This is a genomic window from Pseudomonas sp. PS01299, assembly GCF_029960145.1.
GTDB classification, from domain to species: Bacteria; Pseudomonadota; Gammaproteobacteria; order Pseudomonadales; family Pseudomonadaceae; genus Aquipseudomonas; species Aquipseudomonas putida_A.
In genome coordinates, this window is sequence record NZ_JASCPO010000108.1 from 1 (window position 1) to 19,264 (window position 19,264).

The 19,264-nt window shown below is 57.2% G+C and carries 11 protein-coding genes; 7 read left to right on the plus strand and 4 right to left on the minus strand.

Annotated elements, in window-relative coordinates; genetic code table 11:
* Window positions 1-11: 11 nt before the first annotated feature.
* The 4 genes from QMX91_RS18625 to QMX91_RS18640 all read left to right on the plus strand — a co-directional run bounded on the left by QMX91_RS18625 (window position 12) and on the right by QMX91_RS18640 (window position 13,955).
* On the plus strand, window positions 12-12,599 hold the full coding sequence (locus tag QMX91_RS18625; RefSeq protein ID WP_349016836.1) for a hemagglutinin repeat-containing protein: 12,588 nt from the start codon (window positions 12-14) through the stop codon (window positions 12,597-12,599).
* Window positions 12,596-12,940, plus strand: coding sequence for a hypothetical protein (locus tag QMX91_RS18630; protein ID WP_098967734.1), 345 nt, complete (start codon window positions 12,596-12,598; stop codon window positions 12,938-12,940). The genes QMX91_RS18625 and QMX91_RS18630 overlap by 4 nt, the downstream gene beginning before the upstream one ends.
* A gap of 229 nt (window positions 12,941-13,169) precedes the next feature.
* Window positions 13,170-13,598 carry a hypothetical protein gene (locus tag QMX91_RS18635; protein ID WP_127646219.1) on the plus strand — a complete coding sequence of 143 codons (429 nt, stop codon included), beginning with the start codon at window positions 13,170-13,172 and terminating at the stop codon, window positions 13,596-13,598.
* 54 nt (window positions 13,599-13,652) lie between these two features.
* The gene (locus QMX91_RS18640) at window positions 13,653-13,955 is read left to right on the plus strand and encodes a hypothetical protein (RefSeq protein ID WP_098967738.1); all 303 of its coding nucleotides are present in this window, start codon (window positions 13,653-13,655) and stop codon (window positions 13,953-13,955) included.
* A gap of 76 nt (window positions 13,956-14,031) precedes the next feature.
* On the opposite strand, the gene QMX91_RS18645 is transcribed toward QMX91_RS18640, so the two are convergent.
* Window positions 14,032-14,766 (minus strand): thioredoxin family protein, encoded by a 735-nt coding sequence (locus QMX91_RS18645; protein WP_282413168.1) that lies wholly within the window; start codon window positions 14,764-14,766, stop codon window positions 14,032-14,034.
* A 176-nt stretch (window positions 14,767-14,942) separates the two neighbouring features.
* Here QMX91_RS18645 and QMX91_RS18650 point away from each other — a divergent pair, with 176 nt between their 5' ends.
* The gene (locus QMX91_RS18650; protein ID WP_096797478.1) at window positions 14,943-15,335 is read left to right on the plus strand and encodes a transcriptional regulator; all 393 of its coding nucleotides are present in this window, start codon (window positions 14,943-14,945) and stop codon (window positions 15,333-15,335) included.
* A gap of 113 nt (window positions 15,336-15,448) precedes the next feature.
* Here QMX91_RS18650 and QMX91_RS18655 read toward each other — a convergent pair whose 3' ends face one another.
* The 3 genes from QMX91_RS18655 to QMX91_RS18665 form a co-directional block, all read right to left on the minus strand.
* Window positions 15,449-16,318 (minus strand): DUF6279 family lipoprotein, encoded by an 870-nt coding sequence (locus QMX91_RS18655; RefSeq protein ID WP_282413169.1) that lies wholly within the window; start codon window positions 16,316-16,318, stop codon window positions 15,449-15,451.
* A 71-nt stretch (window positions 16,319-16,389) separates the two neighbouring features.
* Window positions 16,390-17,109 (minus strand): TorF family putative porin, encoded by a 720-nt coding sequence (locus tag QMX91_RS18660; protein ID WP_096797476.1) that lies wholly within the window; start codon window positions 17,107-17,109, stop codon window positions 16,390-16,392.
* A gap of 206 nt (window positions 17,110-17,315) precedes the next feature.
* Window positions 17,316-17,504 carry a hypothetical protein gene (locus QMX91_RS18665; RefSeq protein ID WP_016985943.1) on the minus strand — a complete coding sequence of 63 codons (189 nt, stop codon included), beginning with the start codon at window positions 17,502-17,504 and terminating at the stop codon, window positions 17,316-17,318.
* A gap of 351 nt (window positions 17,505-17,855) precedes the next feature.
* On the opposite strand from QMX91_RS18665, the gene QMX91_RS18670 reads away from it, so the two are divergent.
* On the plus strand, window positions 17,856-18,692 hold the full coding sequence (locus QMX91_RS18670) for a S1-like domain-containing RNA-binding protein (protein ID WP_027614566.1): 837 nt from the start codon (window positions 17,856-17,858) through the stop codon (window positions 18,690-18,692).
* Window positions 18,693-18,737: 45 nt separating this feature from the next.
* Window positions 18,738-19,142, plus strand: a complete 405-nt coding sequence (locus QMX91_RS18675) for a DUF2177 family protein (protein ID WP_027614567.1) — start codon at window positions 18,738-18,740, stop codon at window positions 19,140-19,142.
* Window positions 19,143-19,264: the final 122 nt, after the last annotated feature.

Consider the following 19,264-nt stretch of genomic DNA (forward strand, 5'->3'; position numbering starts at 1 on the left):
ACCCGTATGGCATCACCTGTAATGGTTGCGGCTTCATCAACGCGCCGCGCGTGACGCTGACCACCGGCAAACCGGTGCTGGATGGCGCGGGGCGGCTGGATCGTTTTCAGGTTGATCAGGGTTCTGTGGCCATTGAAGGCGCCGGGCTTAACGCGACCAACGTCGACCGCTTCGAAATCATCACCCGTAGCGCGAAGATCAATGCCGAAATCCAGGCGCAGAACCTGACCATCGTTGCCGGGCGCAACGACGTTAACGCACAGACCTTGAACGTCACGGCCCGCGCCGATGACGGCAGCGCCAAACCGCAACTGGCGATTGACTCCTCGGCGCTGGGCGGGATGTATGCCGGGGCGATCAAACTGGTCGGCACCGAGGCCGGGGTCGGCGTGAAGCTCGACGGTAAACTGATCGCCAGCGGTGGCGATATTCAGCTTGATGCCAATGGTCAATTGAGCCTGGTTGATACCTCGGCCACTGGCGCGGTCAACGTCAAGGCGGCCAGCCTTGATGCGCGCGGCCCAGTCTATGCCGGCACGACATTGAACGTGCAGACCCAAGGCAATCTGACCAACCGCCAGACCCTGGCTGCCCGCGACAGTATCAACCTCAGTGCCAGCGGTCAGCTGACCAACGCCGGAGTCATCGAGGCCGGGGTCAACGCCGACGGCAGCCGTAACGCCAACGGTGATCTGAGCCTGAGTGCGCAAAACCTCGACAACACTGGCAAAAGCCTCATCGCCGGCCGCAATCTGACAGTCAGCACTGCGCAAACCCTGAGCAACCAGGGCGGCACCCTCAGCGGACAAACCACGGCGATCACGGCGGGCACCCTGGACAACCGCAATAGCGGGCGCGTACTGAGCGGCGGCACGATGAACCTGAATGCCGCTCAAGTGCTGAACAACAAAGGCGTGATCAACAGCCAGACCAGACTGACCGGCAACATCGGTCAATTGATCAACCGCAATGGCGAACTCAGCGGCCAGACCGACGCAGTGCTGACGGTCACTTCGCTGGATAACGTCGCCGGCGTGATGAGCGCCGGGCAGTTGCTCGACATCACCGCCCTCGGCGCGATCAACAACAGCAACGGCGGCCGGATCGGCGCCAGACAAGCGCTGACCCTGCGCGCACAGCAATTCGACAATAGCCAGCAAGGCCAGTTGACCAGTGAAGGCACGCTGACCACGCGCATCAGCGATCGCCTGGACAACCAGAACAAAGGCCTGATCCAGGCCAACGCAGCGATGGACCTGCAAGCCACGCGCCTGGATAACCGCGCCGGCAAGATTTCCAGTCTCGACACCCTGACCGTCAGCAGCGCCAACACCGACAACCGTGGCGGGACGATTCGCGCCGACCAAGCGGCGAAGTTACTGATCGACACCCTGGACAACCGCGACAAGGGTCGCCTCGAAAGCAAGACGGCGCTGACCTTCGACGGCAACACGCTGAACAACAGCAATGGCGGCCTGCTGACCTCGACCGGCCTGTTGAGCCTCAAAGCCAAGGCAGTCATCAATGATGGCGGACGGATTTCCGGCAAGGGCGATGTCGACGCCAACATCGACAGCCTGAACCAGCAGGGCGGTGAACTGGTCGCCGAAGGCAATCTGCTGCTGACCGGGAAAACCCTCAACAGCCATCAGGACAGCCTCGTTGGCTCGCTCAAAACCCTGACCGTCAACGTCGAGCAGATCGACAACCGCGCCAGCACACTGTCCAGCCAGCTGGATTTGCACATCAACGGTTCGCGTCTGGACAACAGCGACGGTGGCAAGGTGCTGTCCGACACCACGCTGGCGCTGAAAGTCGCGCAGATCATCAACGCCACTAACGGCCTGATTTTCAGCAAAGGCGCGAGCACCCTCAGCGGCATCGGCCTGAGCAACGTTGGCGGGCGCATTGTCAGCCAGAACACGCTCGGGCTGACCTTCGACGAGGCCATGGACAACCAGCAAGGCCTGATCAGCAGCGAAGGGCAGATGACCCTTACTGCCGGCAGCCTCGACAACCGTCTGGGCAAACTGTCGAGCCTTGAAGCAATGGCGCTGACCGCCACCGGTGAGGTACTCAGCCAGGGCGGCCTGATCGTCTCGCAGAAAGGCCTGACCTTCAAAAGTGGCAGCCTGGATAACAGCGCCAACGGCATCATCAGCGCCAAGGCCGATTCGACCCTGACTACCGGCGAGTTGAAGAACCGTCAGAGCGGCAGTATCGCCACCGATGGCTCGTTGTTGTTGATCGCCGGGCACCTGGACAACTCCGGGGGCACCATCGGTAGCCAGCAGAAACTTCAGGCTTCGCTGACCTCGCTGGAACAAGACGGCGGCGAGCTGTTCAGCAACAGCGACCTGACCCTGGACATGAACAACGGCCTGCTCAACAACCAGCGCGGCAATATTCATACGCCGGGCCAGTTGCTGCTGAAAAACCTCAAGGACGTCGACAACAGCGTCGGTGAAATTTCCGCTGCCAAGGCCTGGAGCCTCAATGCGCAAAGCCTGAACAACGACGGCGGCAAATTGCTCAGCAATGAAAAGCTCAGCCTCGTCATCGACCGCGCCCTGAGCAACGTCAAAGGGGTGATTGCTTCCGCCAGCCTCGACAGTCGCAGCGCCAGTTTGAACAACAACAGCGGCGACATTCGCGTGCGGGGTGATGTCGATTTCAGCGTCACCGGAATGTTCGATAACCAGAACGGTGTGGTCATCGCCGACAACGGCCTGACGATTACCGCCGCCAGTCTGGATAACCGTCAGGAAGGCCTCATCGGTTCAACAAAAGCGCTGAAGCTCAGCGTCGACCGTGTCGACAACCGCAGCGGCGAACTGTCGAGCAAGGCCGATGTGAGCCTGATCGGCGCCTGGCTCGACAACAGCGACAGCGGTTACATGCTCGCCGGCGGCAATCTGGCGCTGACGGTCAATGACGTCATCAACCGCAACAAGGGGCTGCTGTCCGGTGACAGCGGGCTGACGCTGACCGGCAAGACACTGGAAAACAGCGGACGTCTGACCAGCCAGAAAGATATCGCAATCAACCTCTCTGCGGGTCTGAACAATGCGCAAGGCAGTGTCGTCGGTGAAGGGGCTCTGGCGATCAACGCCGACAGCCTCGACAACAAGGCCGGCACGGTCTCCAGCGCTAAAGCGCTGACCATCGACACCCGTGGCGCCGTCAGTAACCAGGGCGGCAAACTGCTGACCGACACCGACCTGACGCTCAACAGCAGCGCGCTGGATAATCAGCAAAAAGGCGTGATCAGTGGCAAAGGCAAACTGAGCATCACCACCGGCGACCTCAACAACAGCCAGGCCAGCATTTACTCCGCCGATCAACTGCACATCACGGCCGGCCAGGTGACCAACATCGCCGGCAGTCTCGGCGCGGCCAATTCGCTGGCGGCCAATGTTCGTGGTCTGGATCAGCAGGGTGGCAAGCTGTTCAGCAGCAATGCTGATGTCAGCGTCGATCTGAACGGCGGCGCGTTGAACAACCAGGGCGGCGTCATCAGTGCACCGGGTCAGTTGTTGTTGAAGAATCTGGCTGACGTAAACAACCGTGGCGGCGAGATTTCCAGCGAGCAGGCTTTCGAACTGCTCGCCAAGTCATTGGATAACAGCGGCGGCCAACTGCTGAGCAATCAGAAACTCACCCTGCAGATCGACAACGCGCTGACCTCGATCAAAGGCAAGATCGCGGCGGCGGCGCTGCAGGTTCGCGCGGCGAGTCTGGATAACAGCGGCGAAGGTGTTTTGCTCAGTGACAGCGATATCGACGTCAAGGTCGATGGCCTGCTGAACAACCAGAACAAGGGCAGCATCAAGGCCGCGCAACAACTGACCCTCAACAGCACCGGCCTGAATAATCAGGGCGGCACGCTGGTGGGTGTTGCGGGCGTGGCGATCGATCTGGGCGCCACCGCACAGGATCTGAATAACCAGGACGGCCTGATCAGCAGCAAGGGTTTGCTAAGCATCGCCCACCTGCGTGACCTCAATAACCAGAACGGCGTGATCAACAGCAAAGGCGTGTTGAGCATCGATACGCTGCGCAATCTGAATAACCAGAAGGGCGAGATTTCCAGCGTCAACAGCTTCAGTTTGAAAGGCAACAGCCTGGACAACCGTGGCGGCAACCTGATCAGCAACGATCAACTGACTCTGACCGCTGCCGAGCTGAAAAACCAGGGTGGTCTGGTCTCCGGCTGGAACGGCGTGAGCGTCACCGGCGGCACCCTCGACAACAGTCAGCAAGGCAGTGTTTCCAGTCTGCTCGGCAACACCAGCATCGACCTCAGTGGTGCGCTCACCAACCACAGCAAAGGTGGCGTGGGCGCGAAGGGCGAAGTGAGTATCAAAGCGGCCAGCCTCGATAACAGCAACGGCACGGTCAGCAGTGGCGGCAAACAGACGCTGGCCCTGACTGGCGGCACGCTCAGCAATGCTTCCGGCGGCTTGATCGAGAGCGGTGACGCGCTGGACGTCCGCGCCGCATCGCTGGACAACAGCGGCGGCAGAGTCACTGCGAAAAAAGCCCTGACCTTCACCGGCACGCACCTGAACAACAGCAATGGCAGCCTCGTTGGCGATGACAGCGTCAGCCTCGACCTGCTCGGTGCCCTGACCAACGTCAATGGTGCGCTGGGCAGCAGCGGCCCACTGCTGATCAAGCGTTCCGCCAGTGTCGACAACCGCGGCGGGCAACTGATCAGCCAGACCTTGCTGAACCTGCTCACCAGCGGTGATCTGAACAACAGCCAAAGCGGCACCGTGTCGGCCAACAGCCAACTGGATCTCACCGCTGGCGGCACTCTGCACAACGACACCGATGGCCTGATCTCCAGCCGCGATGCCGGGGTGAACCTCACCGCTGCGGCGCTGAACAACGCCAAGGGCGCTGTGCAAAGCATGACAGCACTGACCGTGAATGCGGGCAGCGGCGCCATCGACAACCAGGGCGGCAAGATCATCGCCCAGAACGGCGACCTGACCCTCACCGCCGCCAGCCTCGACAGCCGTGGCGGTGTGCTGTCGAGCCTCAAGGGTTTGCTGCAGACCCGCCTGACCGGTGTGTTGCGCAACGGCCAGGGCGGCAAGATCGAAGGCAGCCGCCTCGACCTGCGCGCACTCGGTGGTATCTACAGCGACGGCGGGCGTATCGCCGCCAACAGCGGTGACATCCTGCTCGATGCCGGTGTCGGCACGCTCGACAACAGCGGCGGCGGGATCTACGCCCGGGGGCAGGTGAAAGCCACCGCCGGCTCGATGAGCAACAACGCCGGCCAGATCAGCGGCAATGGCATCGACCTGGGCGTCAACGGCAACCTCAGCAACCGCAGCGGCCTGATCGAAAGCGCTGGCACACTGACGATTCGCGCCGCCAACCTCGACAACCAGGGCGGCAAACTGCGCGCACTGGGCGCTGGCGGCAAAACCGATTTCCAGATCGGCAGCCAGTTCGATAACCGCAACGGTCTGGTGGAAACCGCCAACAACGACTTCAATCTCGCCACGCCGAGCCTGCTCAATGCCGGCGGCTCGATCACCCATGTCGGCGTCGGCGAATTCGGCATCTCGACCGCCAACGTCATGAACGCCGGCGGCTCGCTGGTGACCCTCGGCGGCCTGACGCTGAACGCGGACAGCTGGACTAACAGCAGTGTGATTCAGGCGGGGCGGTTGACCGTCAATGTCGGCAATTTTGTGCAGACTGCAAGCGGCCAGTTGCTTGCTTCCAATCAGTTGATTGGACGTGGCGGCAATTGGAACAATGACGGATTGATTGCCAGCAGTGGCAATTTCGATATCCAGTTGAGCGGCACTTATGGCGGCAACGGTCGGCTGAGCAGTGTGGGCAATCTTGGCCTCGCCGCGTCCGGGATCGACCTGAGCAGCGCGGCCAGCATCACTGGGGCGACAACCGCGACGATCACCAGTCGCGGCAGCCTGACTAACCTCGGGCGACTGACGTCGGCAGACAGCCTGACCGTCAATGCCGCAGCGCTGACCAACAACGGAACGCTGGGCAGTGCCGGCTATCTGCGCGTCAACACCGATTCACTGCTTAACCAGAACGGTCTGATTTTCAGTGGCGGCGACATGGCCTTGCGCGTCGGCACGCTGACCAACCGCTATGCCGACATTTATGGCATCGGCAACATCAGCATTGCCCGGGATGACAGCAACGGCTGGAGTTCGTCGATCAACAACGTTTCAGCGACCATTGAAAGCGTGGGTGATCTGAGTCTGGCGGCGGATCACATCGAGAACCGCAAGGATGTGTTCGAGGTCGCCGCAGGTGGAGGACTCGTTTCGGGAACAATTGGTGTTCGATGCACGACGTGTACCTCGTTCAGTGGCATCAATTTCGAGAGTCGCCTGCCCAGCCACCTGGTCTGGGAAGAAAAATACCATTCCACCATCGTCAAGGATTCGGCATCGGGCACATTGACCGCCGGGCGCAACCTGACAGGGAACGGTCGCGAATTCATTAATAACGCGTCGGTCGTCAGCGCCGGCCGGGATATGACATTCAACGTCCAGAACTTCACCAACCAAGGGGCCACTGTCGGGGATTACACCATCACGCGTTGGATTGATGCACCCAAGGCCAGCAGGGGCTGGAACTTCTGGCAGGACGTCCTGAATTACAACGCCGCGAACGATCCGGATTACGATTCGGGGCAAACAGGTGTTGTGAACGGGAAGATCAGGATGGTTCCCAATATTCACACCTGGGACATGAATAACGTCGAATCGCTCACCCGAATAGGAGGGCGTCAGGGTGGTCGTGAGGCGATCAGATACCTTCTGTTTGGCTCGATCGCTATCGAATACGATTCCGGGAAACTGCGTTACGCTGCGCCAAGCTATGACTCGGGCGTGCGCGCTGAAGCCCCGGCCATAATCAAGAACGCGGTCCCCTTCGACACGAAGATTACCGAAAGCAGCCCGACGGCCAATGCCAACGCAGTCGTTCAGGCCGGCGGCACCGTCTACATCAACGCGACCAACAAACTGGACAACGGCGTCGTTCGCAACGGTAACGCCGCTGCCGGCGGAGCGTCTCGCCTGGGCTCCACGCAACTGGCGGGTCAAGTCACCCCGACAGTCATCCGTATCAACGCCCAGCTTCCTCCAGACCTCGCCCAACAACAGGTCAACCCACTGGCCTTGCCGGGCTTCACCCTGCCGACCGGCGACAACGGTCTGTTCCGCCTCAGCCGCAAGGACGGCAGCGAGCAAACGCTCGTAGCCGGCAAGGACTGGACGATCGGCTCCATCACGGCCGCACCCTCGACACATGCGGGCGGCATGCCGGTCAGGCATGCAACAGACCTCCAGTTCGATAAAAACGATCCAGTCTCGGTGAAGAATCGTGAGCTGGCATTGGCCAGCCGTCCTTCGCTGAATCTCAACGACAAGACGGCTGTCATCAACGTCAATGCCGCTGCCGGTGACGGGCCGGTTGGTGTGCTGATGCCCCCTCGTGGCAACGTTTCTTTCGACGTTCCACGCGTGCAGGCCCTACCCGATACCAGCGTGCGCTCCAACCCGCACAAATATCTGATCGAAACCAACCCGGCGCTGACCAACCTCAAGCAGTTCATGAGCTCGGACTATCTGTTGGGCAAGCTCGGCTACGACCCCGACACCAGCGCCAAGCGCCTGGGCGACGGACTGTTTGAACAACGCATGGTGCAGCAGGCCGTGGTGGCCCGCACCGGCCAGCGCTTCATCGACGGACAGACCTCCGACGAAGGCATGTTCAAGTACCTGATGAACAACGCCATCGCCAGCAAGGATCAGCTCAACCTGTCGGTGGGCGTCACCCTGACCGCGCAACAAGTGGCGGCACTGACCCACGACATCGTCTGGCTCGAAGAGCACGAAGTGAACGGTGAGAAAGTGCTGGTGCCGGTGTTGTACCTGGCCCAGGCCAACAACCGCCTGGCGCCTAACGGTGCATTGATCCAGGGCGGTGACGTGACCCTGATCGCCGGTGGCGACCTGAATAACGCCGGTACGCTGCGAGCCTCCAACAACCTGTCGGCCGAAGCCGGTAACAACCTTACCAACACCGGTCTGATCGAAGCGGGCGAGCGCCTGACACTCAAGGCCGGCAACGACATCATCAACAAATCCGGCGGCATCATTTCCGGCAAGGACGTCAGCCTCACAGCCACCAACGGCAGCGTGATCAACCAGCGTGACGTGACCAGTGTCGATGTCAATCGCGGTGGCAACGTGTTCCACCGCGACTACCTGGACAACGCCGCGCGAATCGAAGCGGCCAATGATCTGACGATCAAGTCCGGCAAAGACATCAACAACATTGGCGGTGTGCTGAAAAGCGGTGGGGACATGACGCTCGATGCCGATCGCGATGTGAACATCACCTCGGTTCAGGATCGCAGCACCAATGCGCGGGGCGGCAGCTACCTCGATCAGACAATTACCCAGCATGGGGCTGAAGTGACATCAGGGCGCGATCTGTCGATCAGTGCCGATCGGGATGTGGCGGTTGTGGCCAGTCGGCTGGATGCCAAGCGGGATCTCGCTGCAACCGCAGGCCATGACATTGTCATCACTTCGGCCGCCGACGAGAGTGACTACGTATCGCGCAGCAAGAAGCGCGCGAACGAAACCCACAGCATCACTCAACAAGCATCCTTACTGAACGCCGGACGCGATATCGCGCTGAACGCGGGTAACGATCTGGGCATCATCGCCAGTCGGATCAAGGCTACGGAAGATGTCAGCCTCGATGCGGTGCAGGACATTACTGTTGCCTCCGCAAAGGACGAGAGTTCGTCCTATTACTACAAGAAGAAAAACGGCTCGTTCGGGCGCAGCAAGACGACCGAGCGCCAAAGCTATGAAAGCGAGAACGTCGCTTCGGTGATCGAGGCGGGCCACGACCTGACCGTCAACACCTCGAAGGACAACGATGGCGCTGTCACTCTCGATGGTGGACGCAACGTAACCATCATTGGCAGCCAATTGAAAGCTGGCAATGATCTGGTAGTGGGGGCGACTAAAGACGTGTCCGTGCTTTCTGCCACTGAAGAGGCGGGCAACTACAGTAAGAAAACCAAGACCGGTCTGTTCGGCATGTCCAGCAGCGGAAAGAGCCAGCTGCAGACCACCGTCACCCAGATTGGCAGCGAACTCAATGCTGGCCACGACGCCGTGGTGCTGGCTGGACGCGACGTGCGTCTGAACGCCAGCCAGATCAATGCCGATAACGATGCCGAGCTGCACGCGGGGCTGGTGGACAAGGAAGGCGACATCACCCTGTCGTCAGCCGACGATCAGGCCTACAGCCGAGCCGAGGAGTACAAGAAAAAACTGGGCCTGTCGCTCAAGGACACCATCGGTCTATTCGCGGGTACGCCGGGTGCAGGAGCTGACATCACCCTCAATGCATCGCACAAAAACGGGCGCGAGGTCATCAGCTCCAACAGTGTCGGTAGTCAGGTCAATGCCGGTCACGATGCAATTCTCGACGCAGCCCGTGACATCAACATCATCGGCAGCGGCATCAGTGCCGATAACAACGCTTCGCTTGACGCCGGACGCGATGTCAACGTTGTCGCGTCGATCGATAAACAACGCAGCAATGAGTGGAAAACCGATAAGAGCTACGGCATCAAACAGACCATCGACAACAATGGATTCACTACGTTTGTCGGTAACGAGACGATCAAACACGGTGTCGACAGCAGTGGCTACACCGCTGCCGGTAGCTCCATCGATGCCGGGATGAACCTCAATGTAAATGCCGGTCGTGACATCAACCAGCAAGGCTCCGATTTTACGGCGGGAAACAACATCCGGCTCAAGGCCGACCGCGACATCAATATCGATGCCAAGGAAGAAGCCAGCGAAGTCACCATTCGTGACAGCGTGAAACGCAACGGGACGACCACGACGGTTGCCTACAACATCGGCAATACCATTGACGGCCTCAAAGGCACGGGCAAGGGTGAGGACGGGGTCAGCAAGGGCTCCAGCGTGCTGAAGTCGGTCGACACCCTGGATCAATTCTTCAGCGGGCCGAAGTTTGACGGACATGCCGGTGCTTCTAGCGTCAGTTCCAGCAGCACGCAGACTTCGGTGACTCAACGTCCGTCGACATTGTCGGCGGGAGGCGACATTACCGTTGATGCAGGGAACAACGTCAATGTGAGTGGCAGCCAGTTCAATGCCGGTCGCGACATCAACGTCAAGGGCAAAGACATCCGGTTCGATGTGGCTCACGGTTCCGAGAACACCGAGGATCATTCGACCCAAAGCAAAGGTGGCGTGAAAGGCGGCACCACCGGCGGCTTCAAACTCGGTGTAGGGGTCAGCAACGCCGGTAACGTAGGCGAGTCCGCGCAGGGGAATTCGACGACCGCTCAGTTGAATGCTGGCGGCAGCATCAATCTGGATGCAAAAAACGATCTGACACTGGTGGGTACCCAGGTCACCGCAGAGCGTGACATCAAGCTCAAGGCCGGTAACGACCTGAACATTCTGTCTTCACAGAATGCCTACAGCAGCTCGAATGATCGACGCAGCTGGGGGGCCGAGGGCGGCATCATCTTTGGCCAGCAAGGTTTCGGCATCTATGGCTCGGCGAATGTGGGGATCGGTGACCTCAACCGTGAGGGTGTCAAGCAGCAGGAAGCCTATCTGTATGCCGGCAACAAGTTGAGTTTCGAGAGCAAGGGTGACACCAACATTGCGGGCGCCACGCTGCGTGGTGATGAAGTCATCGGCGATGTCGGTCGAAACCTCACCGTAACGTCGGTCCCGAACACCGGCAAGGTCAGCGGAAAAGAACTCGACTTGAGTATTACCGGCTCTTTCTATGGAGCGAGCGGTTCCGTTGGCTATGGCAAAACCACCGGTAAAACCAATTGGGTCGAAAACCAGACGGTCATCAATGGCAAGAGCAATGTCGACATCCGCACACAGGACCACACCCAGTTGGACGGTGCGGTCATCACGGCTGATAACGGCAACCTGAAGCTCGACACCGGAACCCTCGGCTATCGCAACATCACCGGCAAGGACAACGAGCACGGTTACTACCTCAATGTCAGCGGCAGTTATAGCCCGGGCGGTGACGCCCAAGCCGATAAGCCCAACAAGGGCATGGAGGGGGACGCCAAGAAAAGCTGGGCGGTGGAAGGCTACAAATACGACAAAGATCGTGAGCAAACCCTCAATGCCACCGTCGGCGCGGGCCAGATCATCGTACGCAACGACAAGGTCACCGGACAGGATTCCACGGCCGGGCTGAATCGGGATGTGAATAAGGCTTACGAGGTCACCAAGGATGAAGAGCATCGTACGGATCTGTATGTCAGCAGTAGTTCAATTGATGCAGTAAGACACCCTGTTGCAACGCTCGATAAGTGGGAAAAGAGCGTTACTGACTTTACCAAGAATCAAAAGGATCAAGCAGCTCAGATAGCCCTGATTTTGGGCTCCATAGATAATGTCTGGAATGATATTCAGGCACAGCACGTAAATGCCGATGATGTTTCGAAAAATTTCATTGAGAAGTTTGGAGAGAAGCGCGCGCTCACGATAACCAAGAACCTGGTTCGTGCCGGACTTGACCCAGAGTTACTGGAAACCCTTGATCCTAAAATTGTTCAGGCTCTAGTCGATTTTGAGGCTCAAGCCGCAGCCTACGATGGCAAGTTGAAAGACTGCATCGAAAACAAAACGTGCAAGGTAAATCAACAGGATAACTGGAGGCTGGGAGAGGTTCTTGAAATCGGTGAAACGGGCATCAGTAACCTTCCTCGAAATGCGGGTGAGGCACTACTTGCCCCGGTTGTAACGGCGTTGACACTAGCGGGCAAGATTCCCCCAGAACAGCTTATGGCCATCTCACTATCGATGCAGGCTTTGATGGGCCCGTTCAAGCTAGTCGTGAGTGTTACGGCGAGCGCGCTTAAAGGCTTGGTCAAAGAGCAATACGATGAGGCTATGGAGACCGCGGCTATCAAGTTGGCGGCCGCCGTGACCGGTCGCGAACTGGAATACATGAAGTACCTTCACCAGAGTGATAAGACGAATCCTGACTCTGCGCTGAAGGGAGACCCCTATGTGATGGCTACCAAGTTCCTTCTTGGGGCTGTTCTGGATGGGGTCACAGGCTTCGGCATCAAGACTGGTGGAAGAATTCTGGGTGTAAGTGGCAGCCCAGGACCCAGTAAGCCGCGAGTAGAAATCGATAAAGGGCCATCATTACCTGTCATTCCGGGTCGAGTGAAATCACGCGTCAACCTGAAAAATTCCGGCATGGATCATTTGATTTCTCGCCACCTTTCAGGTAAGTCGAATGCTAGCCAATTCTCTATCAGCGAAAAGGAGATTCGTACGCTTCTACAGAGCAAAACAGTAATAAATACGCCTATTACGAGAATTGTTGAAAGTAAGCAGGGCGACCGATATGTACGAGAAGTCAATGTTGGTAGAGAGATTGGGACAGATAAATTCAATGATGGTAAAAGCACATCTATAATGACCGTAATGACCGACAAATTTGGGAACTTGGTTACAGCGTTTCCGGGAGTGCTTGAATGATTTTTGATGAGGAAATTAAAAGGGAGCTGCTAGGGTCCAAGGAGGCACTGTTTTCCGGGGAGGAAAACTCTGCACTGTTGAGGATAATGCAGGAGAAGTTTCCAGAAGTTAATGTTGCGTTCATCTTGGACTGGGTTCCCGAACAGGCCGAGGATATTTATTGGGTGCTTATTGATGTCGGTCGGGTAGCAATTATTGAAGTTCCGCGTTCAGCCAAAACAATGCCGGGTGGCCCTTTGGTCGAAGTGCGATCGATTGAAAGTTATAATGATAAGAAATTATCGAAAAGGGCGCGAAGGAAGTTGAAGGTTGCCCTTGATCTTATTTGTTTAGAGGTGTGAATTGCATTTTTTCAGAAAAAGGCAGGAAAAGAGGATGGATTCTGAGAGATCCCCACAAGCCTACTGAAAAGGGGACGGATTTATAATAAATCTGAGAATCATCTGGCCTCCCCACCTCGCGGAGGTGGCGCAAAATTCAACGTAAATGGGGACAGACCACGTTTAGAAAGTACTGCGAAAACGTAGTCTGTCCCCCGTTTTACGCTTCTTTCTTCAGAGAGGGCGGGGGATGCTTCTGCAGTCATTGAGTACAGCAACGATGTTTATTAAGTTTGATAAGTTGATAGATTTATTTGCTGATGAGGAGCATCCAAGGGACTATTGGTCTGACGTCGCCATTGTCAGCGCCTCCGAGATGCTGGATCGCTTCTCTGATACTGATTGGCTGGAACTCTTCTCGGTTGTAGACAGCAGGAGCGATTTTTGGGTGTTACGGGTGTGTGAAATGTTGGGGGATTCCCCGGATAAAAGAGCACTGGCCTTATTGCTTAAGGTGACTTCACGTAATGGCAGTGTAATTTACGCCGCATTGGAATCGATCAGATCAATGATCAGTCTCGGGCTCGACGTGTCGGCGTATGCAGATCAGATCAACGCGGCGAATGAGCGTGGTAAGCATACGACGGGCAGAGTGGGTTTACTTCCGGTTCTCCATTGAAAGTTCGGTCTGTCGTGTCCCGAATAATGAAAGACCCTTTCCGCAGGAAATAGAGTGATTACTGAAGACTTTGAAATCGTCAAAGCAATTTTTCAGCTGGTTGAAGGCGGAATTGTTCACGGTTATGACGCCTTTCGATACAGCGTTGAGTGGGGTGGTAACTATATGGAGGCAGACCTCGCCGTTGAAAAAAATGGTTCAGAAATCTGGGACGCTGAGACTGATTTCAACCATTCGAAAATCTATGCGCTTGTAGAAAAATTACACGCGAATGCGGTTGCTCGCGGCGAGCCATGGATATCCTTTGTTCTGTCTTATCGCGAAGGCGAACAAGTCAAAACGAAATTCGACTACTAAACGATGATGCGTATTCCAGGCATCCAGGATGCAGCGGGCGGTATTGCCGGCCGCTGCCTTTCCTTTGATTTGCTGATTATCTCTGGTGGCAGCAACTCGAGGCTTTTTCATTTTCATACCGATCATGATGCCGCACCCACTCCATGATCTCGTCCTCATTCCTGCCCTTGGGCGTGAGGTCAAGGTAGTTGTAGGCGCCGACCAGCATGTCCAGACCGCGGGCATAAGTTGAGTAGGTGTGGAAAATGTCGCCCTTTGCATCACGATAAAACACGCTCAGGCCGGGCATTTCTTCCTCGGCACTGTCAGTCTTTTCGTAGTTGTACGTAGCCTTACCTGCAGCAACATCTTCAGCGCGGGCGCAAACACCAGAGTCGTAGTTGAAATCGGAACCGTCTGACGACACCCAGTCGAATTTCCAGCCCATACGCCGCTTGAAGGCCTGGAACTGTTCAAACGGGGCGTGGGAGACCGCGACCATGGCGATGTCGTGGTGGGCCAGGTGCAAATTGGCGCCGTCGATGTGGTCGGACAGGAACGAGCAGCCCTGACAGCCTTCCTCCCAGTCCTTGGCGAACATGAAATGGTAAACGATCAACTGGCTGTGCTTGCCGAACAGGTCGGCCAGTTTCAGTTCGCCGTTTGGGCCTTGAAATTGATAGTCCTTGTCGACTTTGACCCAGGGCAACGCGCGGCGCTGGGCGCTGAGGCGGTCGCGTTCCTTGGTGAAGGCCTTTTCGTCGGCCAGATGTTGTTTGCGCGCAGCGAGCCATTCTTCGCGCGATACCACCGGATGATTCTCGACGTTCATGATGATTTCTCCTGCGGGGGTTGAAACCGTCTTTGTCAGACTAGTCGTTTAACCCTCGATCAATTCGACAGACCGCCGGTCGGTCGCTGCGGAAAATGCCGCTGAACGGCTGCGATGCGTCCGGGTCACAACCTATGACAGCGCCCCAAATCACGCGCACCGGAGGTTGAATCAGGATGACGACTTATAACTGGGATTTGATTGAACGCTTGCTGCATGAAGTGCAGAACAGTGCAGGCGAAAGTTTCGCGCCGCGAAAATATGCCGAGGACTATGCGGCGCAGAAAGCCAGTGCAGGCGAGCCAATCGAGAATCTGGATCACCTGAAAACGGTGGCCTGCGAATATGAAGGCTTGTTGCTTGATCGTGGATTTATCGAACCGCGCCCGGATCATATGGGCAGTACCGGCAGCAATTTCATTCTGACGCCACGCGGATCAAGTCTGCTGAGCCTGATCGACAGCAGCATTCCCGGAAATGATCATCCGCGGCAGGTGCTGGACGAGCAGGAAGATGCGCTGGATGAGGCGACGTTTGATGAGGTGGCTTCCAAAGCGCAGATTGCCTGATAGCCTTTTATGGGAGCGGGCTTGCTCGCGAATGCGCTGTATCAGGCACATAGATGGTGAATGACCCACTGCATTCGCTAGCAAGCCCGCTCCCACATTGGATTGGAATCCTACTAAGGTTTCTGTGCAGCTTTCAGGCACTTCAGGTCATTGAAGTCTTTACGCACCCCTTCGATTTTCTTCAGCAACCGCTGACGCTGCTGCGGCGTACTTTCGGCCATCAAATCCACCGCCAGCGAGCGCGCTTGCGCTTCGGTGTTGGCGTAGGCCTTCTGGTAATCCGCTGTCCATAAACGCTCGCGGTTGACCAGAAGTGTCTCGATTCGTTGTGGGAATTCGGCACTTTTACGCTGGGCAACGGCGTTACTGAACTGTTGCTGCCAATGTGCGCGGTTGGCGATCCATTGAGTGTTCTGATCGCCCAGCGCGGTCGACCAGGCCATCACCCGTTGTTCCTGAGTGGCGCTCAACGGGCCAAGCCAATCGGTCAGGCGCTTGTCCATGCGCGCGCCGCGCTCGGCGATCTGCTGCGCCAGTGGCGGTTTGACGTATTCCTTTTCCCGTTTGCGCAGATCCTTGGCAAACGCATCGTTCATCTCGGCGACTTGCTTGTCGTCCAGCCCTTGCAGCAGCTCGATGGCCGACGGTGTGATCTGCCGTGCAGTTTCGGCAATGGCTTTTTTCGCTTCCTCGGTTCGTGCTTGCAGCGCAGCGTCGGTCACCTGATTGCTTTCGACCATTGCCTGCAAGCGATCCAGCCAGTCGAGGTAGCCCGGCAATTGCGTGGTGCAGTGCCAGTTCAGGTGCTCCTTGAGGCGATCGTTGAACCAGTCTTTTTGCTCGCTGGTCATGTCCAGATAGTCGCCAAGCGTCCATGGAATGATCACGTCGAGATTGCGGTAGGCCAGGCCGACGCGGCTGCAGGCGCCGAGGGCGAGGGTGAAGATCAGCAGGGTGGCGAGGTGTTTGAACCAGCGAGACATGAGCGAATCCTTGCGAGAGCCTGACGTCTGATTCTCATGTGAACGCAGGAAGCTCCCGGCAGTTCAGCCGATCAATAGAACGCGCGTTCGGCCTTGAGCGTCACCAGGCCGTCACACTGACTGTTGTGTCCCGAGTACGCCGAGCATTCGCTGCCGCTGAGGTTGGAATTGCTGTAGATCAGATCGAGATCGACGCCCATGAACGGCCGGGAAAATTTCACCGACCAGTCGGTAAAACTGCTGACATAACCACCGTCCACCGACACCGGCGTGTTCAGTTGGTGGGTGGTGTATTTCATGCTGATCCCGATGCCGAACGGCTGATTGCCGCCGAGGTCGGCGAACAGCGTGTTGTTCTGTTTGTCCGGGTCGTTGCTGACGGCCACACCGAAGCGGCTGCCGAGCAGGGTCAGGCCGCCGAACAGCTCCTGGCTGTCGAGGGTGTCTACTTTGGGATAGCTGTAATGGATCATCCCGACTTCGTAGCCGAGGGTCTGATCGAAAGGTTGTTTGAAACCGACGTAGGAGTCGATTTCCAGATTCTTGCCCGGGGTCAGGCCCATGCTCGGTGCATACTGGCCGACATACAGGCCGCTGTCGTGGCTCAGATCGAGGCCACCGTGGAACGAGCCGACTGCCGCCGGTTTGACCAGCCCTTGGGCCATGCTGCGGCTGGGCGTGGTGCCGAGTTTGAGGTCGAAGTCGCCGAGCTCGCGCTGGAAAATCTGCGCGTGCGCCGATGAGCAGGCCATAAGGCCCACAAACAATAAACAGAAAGTTGATTTGAGCATGCGTCACTCCATGAACAGCGAGGGCAGGGCTTGGCCTGCTGAAACGCTTGATCCAGACGCGTGCAAGGATACCGGCGAATGCTCGGCAATGATGGCCGTTCGTCGATTTTCAAAGGATTTGATTAAACAGAAGGAGGGTGTAACGCGGGTGCCAGTCCAGACGCTTCGAAGCTCAAAGCGTCTCAGGACGGGTGTATTACCGGGTGTTACTTCTTGCCCAGGCTGATCTGCTTGGACGGACCGAACGTCTGGCCGCTGACGCCTTTGGCAATTTGCTGGATTTCGCCGCCGGACTTGAGGAACGCTGCGATCTGATCGTTGATCGATTCGCTGGTTTCAACGGCTGGAGCTGGCTTTGCTTTGCTGGTGGATGCTTTTACACGCATGGCGGCCATTAACCTGTAGAAAAGTAACTCGGCCAGGCATCGTACAGGAATAACTTGACAATTGCTTGATAAATATCCCCGGGAATAACTGAGTGCGTGGGTGGATTATTCTCGATTAATTATTCGAAATATCCACCTAAGCCACTGTTTTAAATAAGAACATTTATTTGCCATCAGTGAAAACATCCTGCGCGAAATGGCGCGGCCGGTGCTGCGCTGGTCAGACGAGTGGCAGCCCGACCGTGCGAGACCCAGGAAAATCAAGGTGTCCCGTGGATTTTTCCGGACGGGTTGCACACCCAGCGAACGAAACCGGCAAAACCGGGTAGAATGCCGCCCACGCAATGAGGGTTTTGGAAAATGGCTTTAGTCGGGCGTTACAACAGTTTGCAAGTGGTTAAACACACTAACTTCGGTTTATATCTGGACGGCGGTGCCGACGGCGAAATTCTTTTGCCCAACCGTTATATCCCTAAAGATATTCCCAGCGAAGATGAAGACTGGCTCAACGTTTTTATTTATCTGGACAGCGATGACAAACTTATCGCTACCACTGAAAAACCAAAAGTTCAGGTCGGCGAGTTTGCCAGTCTGAAAGTTGTTGAAATCAACAGCATCGGTGTGTTCCTCGACTGGGGCTTGCCGAAGGATCTGTTGCTGCCGTATTCCGAAGAGAAGCGGCAGATGACCGCTGGTGAATATTGCGTGGTGCACGTCTATCTCGACAAACACACCCGCCGCATCACCGCCACCGCACGTCTGGATCGCTATCTCGACAAGACCCCGGCCAACTACAGCGCCGGTCAGGAAGTTGATCTGCTGGTGGCCGAAGCCACCGACATGGGCTTCAAGGCGATCATCAACAACAAGCACTGGGGCTTGATCCACAAGAATGAGATCTTCAAGTTCATGCGTTCCGGCATGCGCGAGAAGGGTTTCATCAAGGAAGTGCGCGCCGACGGCAAGATCAGCCTCAGCCTGCAACCGGTTGGCCAGGAAGCGGCGAGCAGCCTGAGCTCGAAGATCCTCGCCAAGTTGCGTGAAAACAATGGCACGCTGGCCGTCAGCGACAAGAGCGATCCGGCGTTGATCAGCAGTCTGTTCGGTGTCAGCAAGGGCAACTTCAAGAAGGCCATCGGTTCGCTGTACAAGGAAGGCAAGATCGTCATTCATGCCGATCGCATTGAACTAACCTGAGCCTTCCGGGGCCCATGTTGCATGGGGTCACTTGAGGTCGGGTAAATGAAAAAGCCGTTGCTTGCTTATATCGCCACTCTGCTGGCGTTTCTGTTGCTCGACGGTATCTGGCTCGGCGTGCTGATGGCGCCAACCTACCGCGAACTGCTCGGTTCGCTGATGCTCGAAAAACCGCTGCTGGTTCCGGCAGCGGTTTTTTATTGTCTGTATGTTTTTGGCTGCGTGCTGTTTGTGGTCTTGCCGGCACAGAGCTGGCAACGTGCGGCAAAGATGGGCGCGCTGCTGGGGCTGGTGGCGTATGGCACGTATGACCTGACCAATTGGGCGACATTGCGCGGGTGGTCGGTGCAGGTGAGTTTGCTAGATTGGGCGTGGGGGACGTTTGCTACGGCTGTGGCGTGTACGGTCGGCTTTTTGGCGGCAAAGCGATTTGTGAAGTCAGCCCCGTAATCTTTGTTGTCTGGGGCGACGCCTTCGCGAGCAAGCCCGCTCCCACAGGGGGAATGCGGTCGACTGTGGGAGCGAGCTTGCTCGCGAATGGCGGCGCAGCCGACAACCATTCACCGCTGACG

Bases quoted from the DNA above. Each gene is read 5' to 3' on its own strand.
- QMX91_RS18630 (WP_098967734.1), top strand. From the start codon at position 12,596: ATGATTTTTGATGAGGAAATTAAAAGGGAGCTGCTAGGGTCCAAGGAG.
- QMX91_RS18635 (WP_127646219.1), top strand. From the start codon at position 13,170: ATGCTTCTGCAGTCATTGAGTACAGCAACGATGTTTATTAAGTTTGAT.
- QMX91_RS18645 (WP_282413168.1), bottom strand. From the start codon at position 14,766: ATGAACGTCGAGAATCATCCGGTGGTATCGCGCGAAGAATGGCTCGCT.
- QMX91_RS18650 (WP_096797478.1), top strand. From the start codon at position 14,943: ATGACGACTTATAACTGGGATTTGATTGAACGCTTGCTGCATGAAGTG.
- QMX91_RS18655 (WP_282413169.1), bottom strand. From the start codon at position 16,318: ATGTCTCGCTGGTTCAAACACCTCGCCACCCTGCTGATCTTCACCCTC.
- QMX91_RS18660 (WP_096797476.1), bottom strand. From the start codon at position 17,109: ATGCTCAAATCAACTTTCTGTTTATTGTTTGTGGGCCTTATGGCCTGC.
- QMX91_RS18665 (WP_016985943.1), bottom strand. From the start codon at position 17,504: ATGGCCGCCATGCGTGTAAAAGCATCCACCAGCAAAGCAAAGCCAGCT.
- QMX91_RS18670 (WP_027614566.1), top strand. From the start codon at position 17,856: ATGGCTTTAGTCGGGCGTTACAACAGTTTGCAAGTGGTTAAACACACT.
- QMX91_RS18675 (WP_027614567.1), top strand. From the start codon at position 18,738: ATGAAAAAGCCGTTGCTTGCTTATATCGCCACTCTGCTGGCGTTTCTG.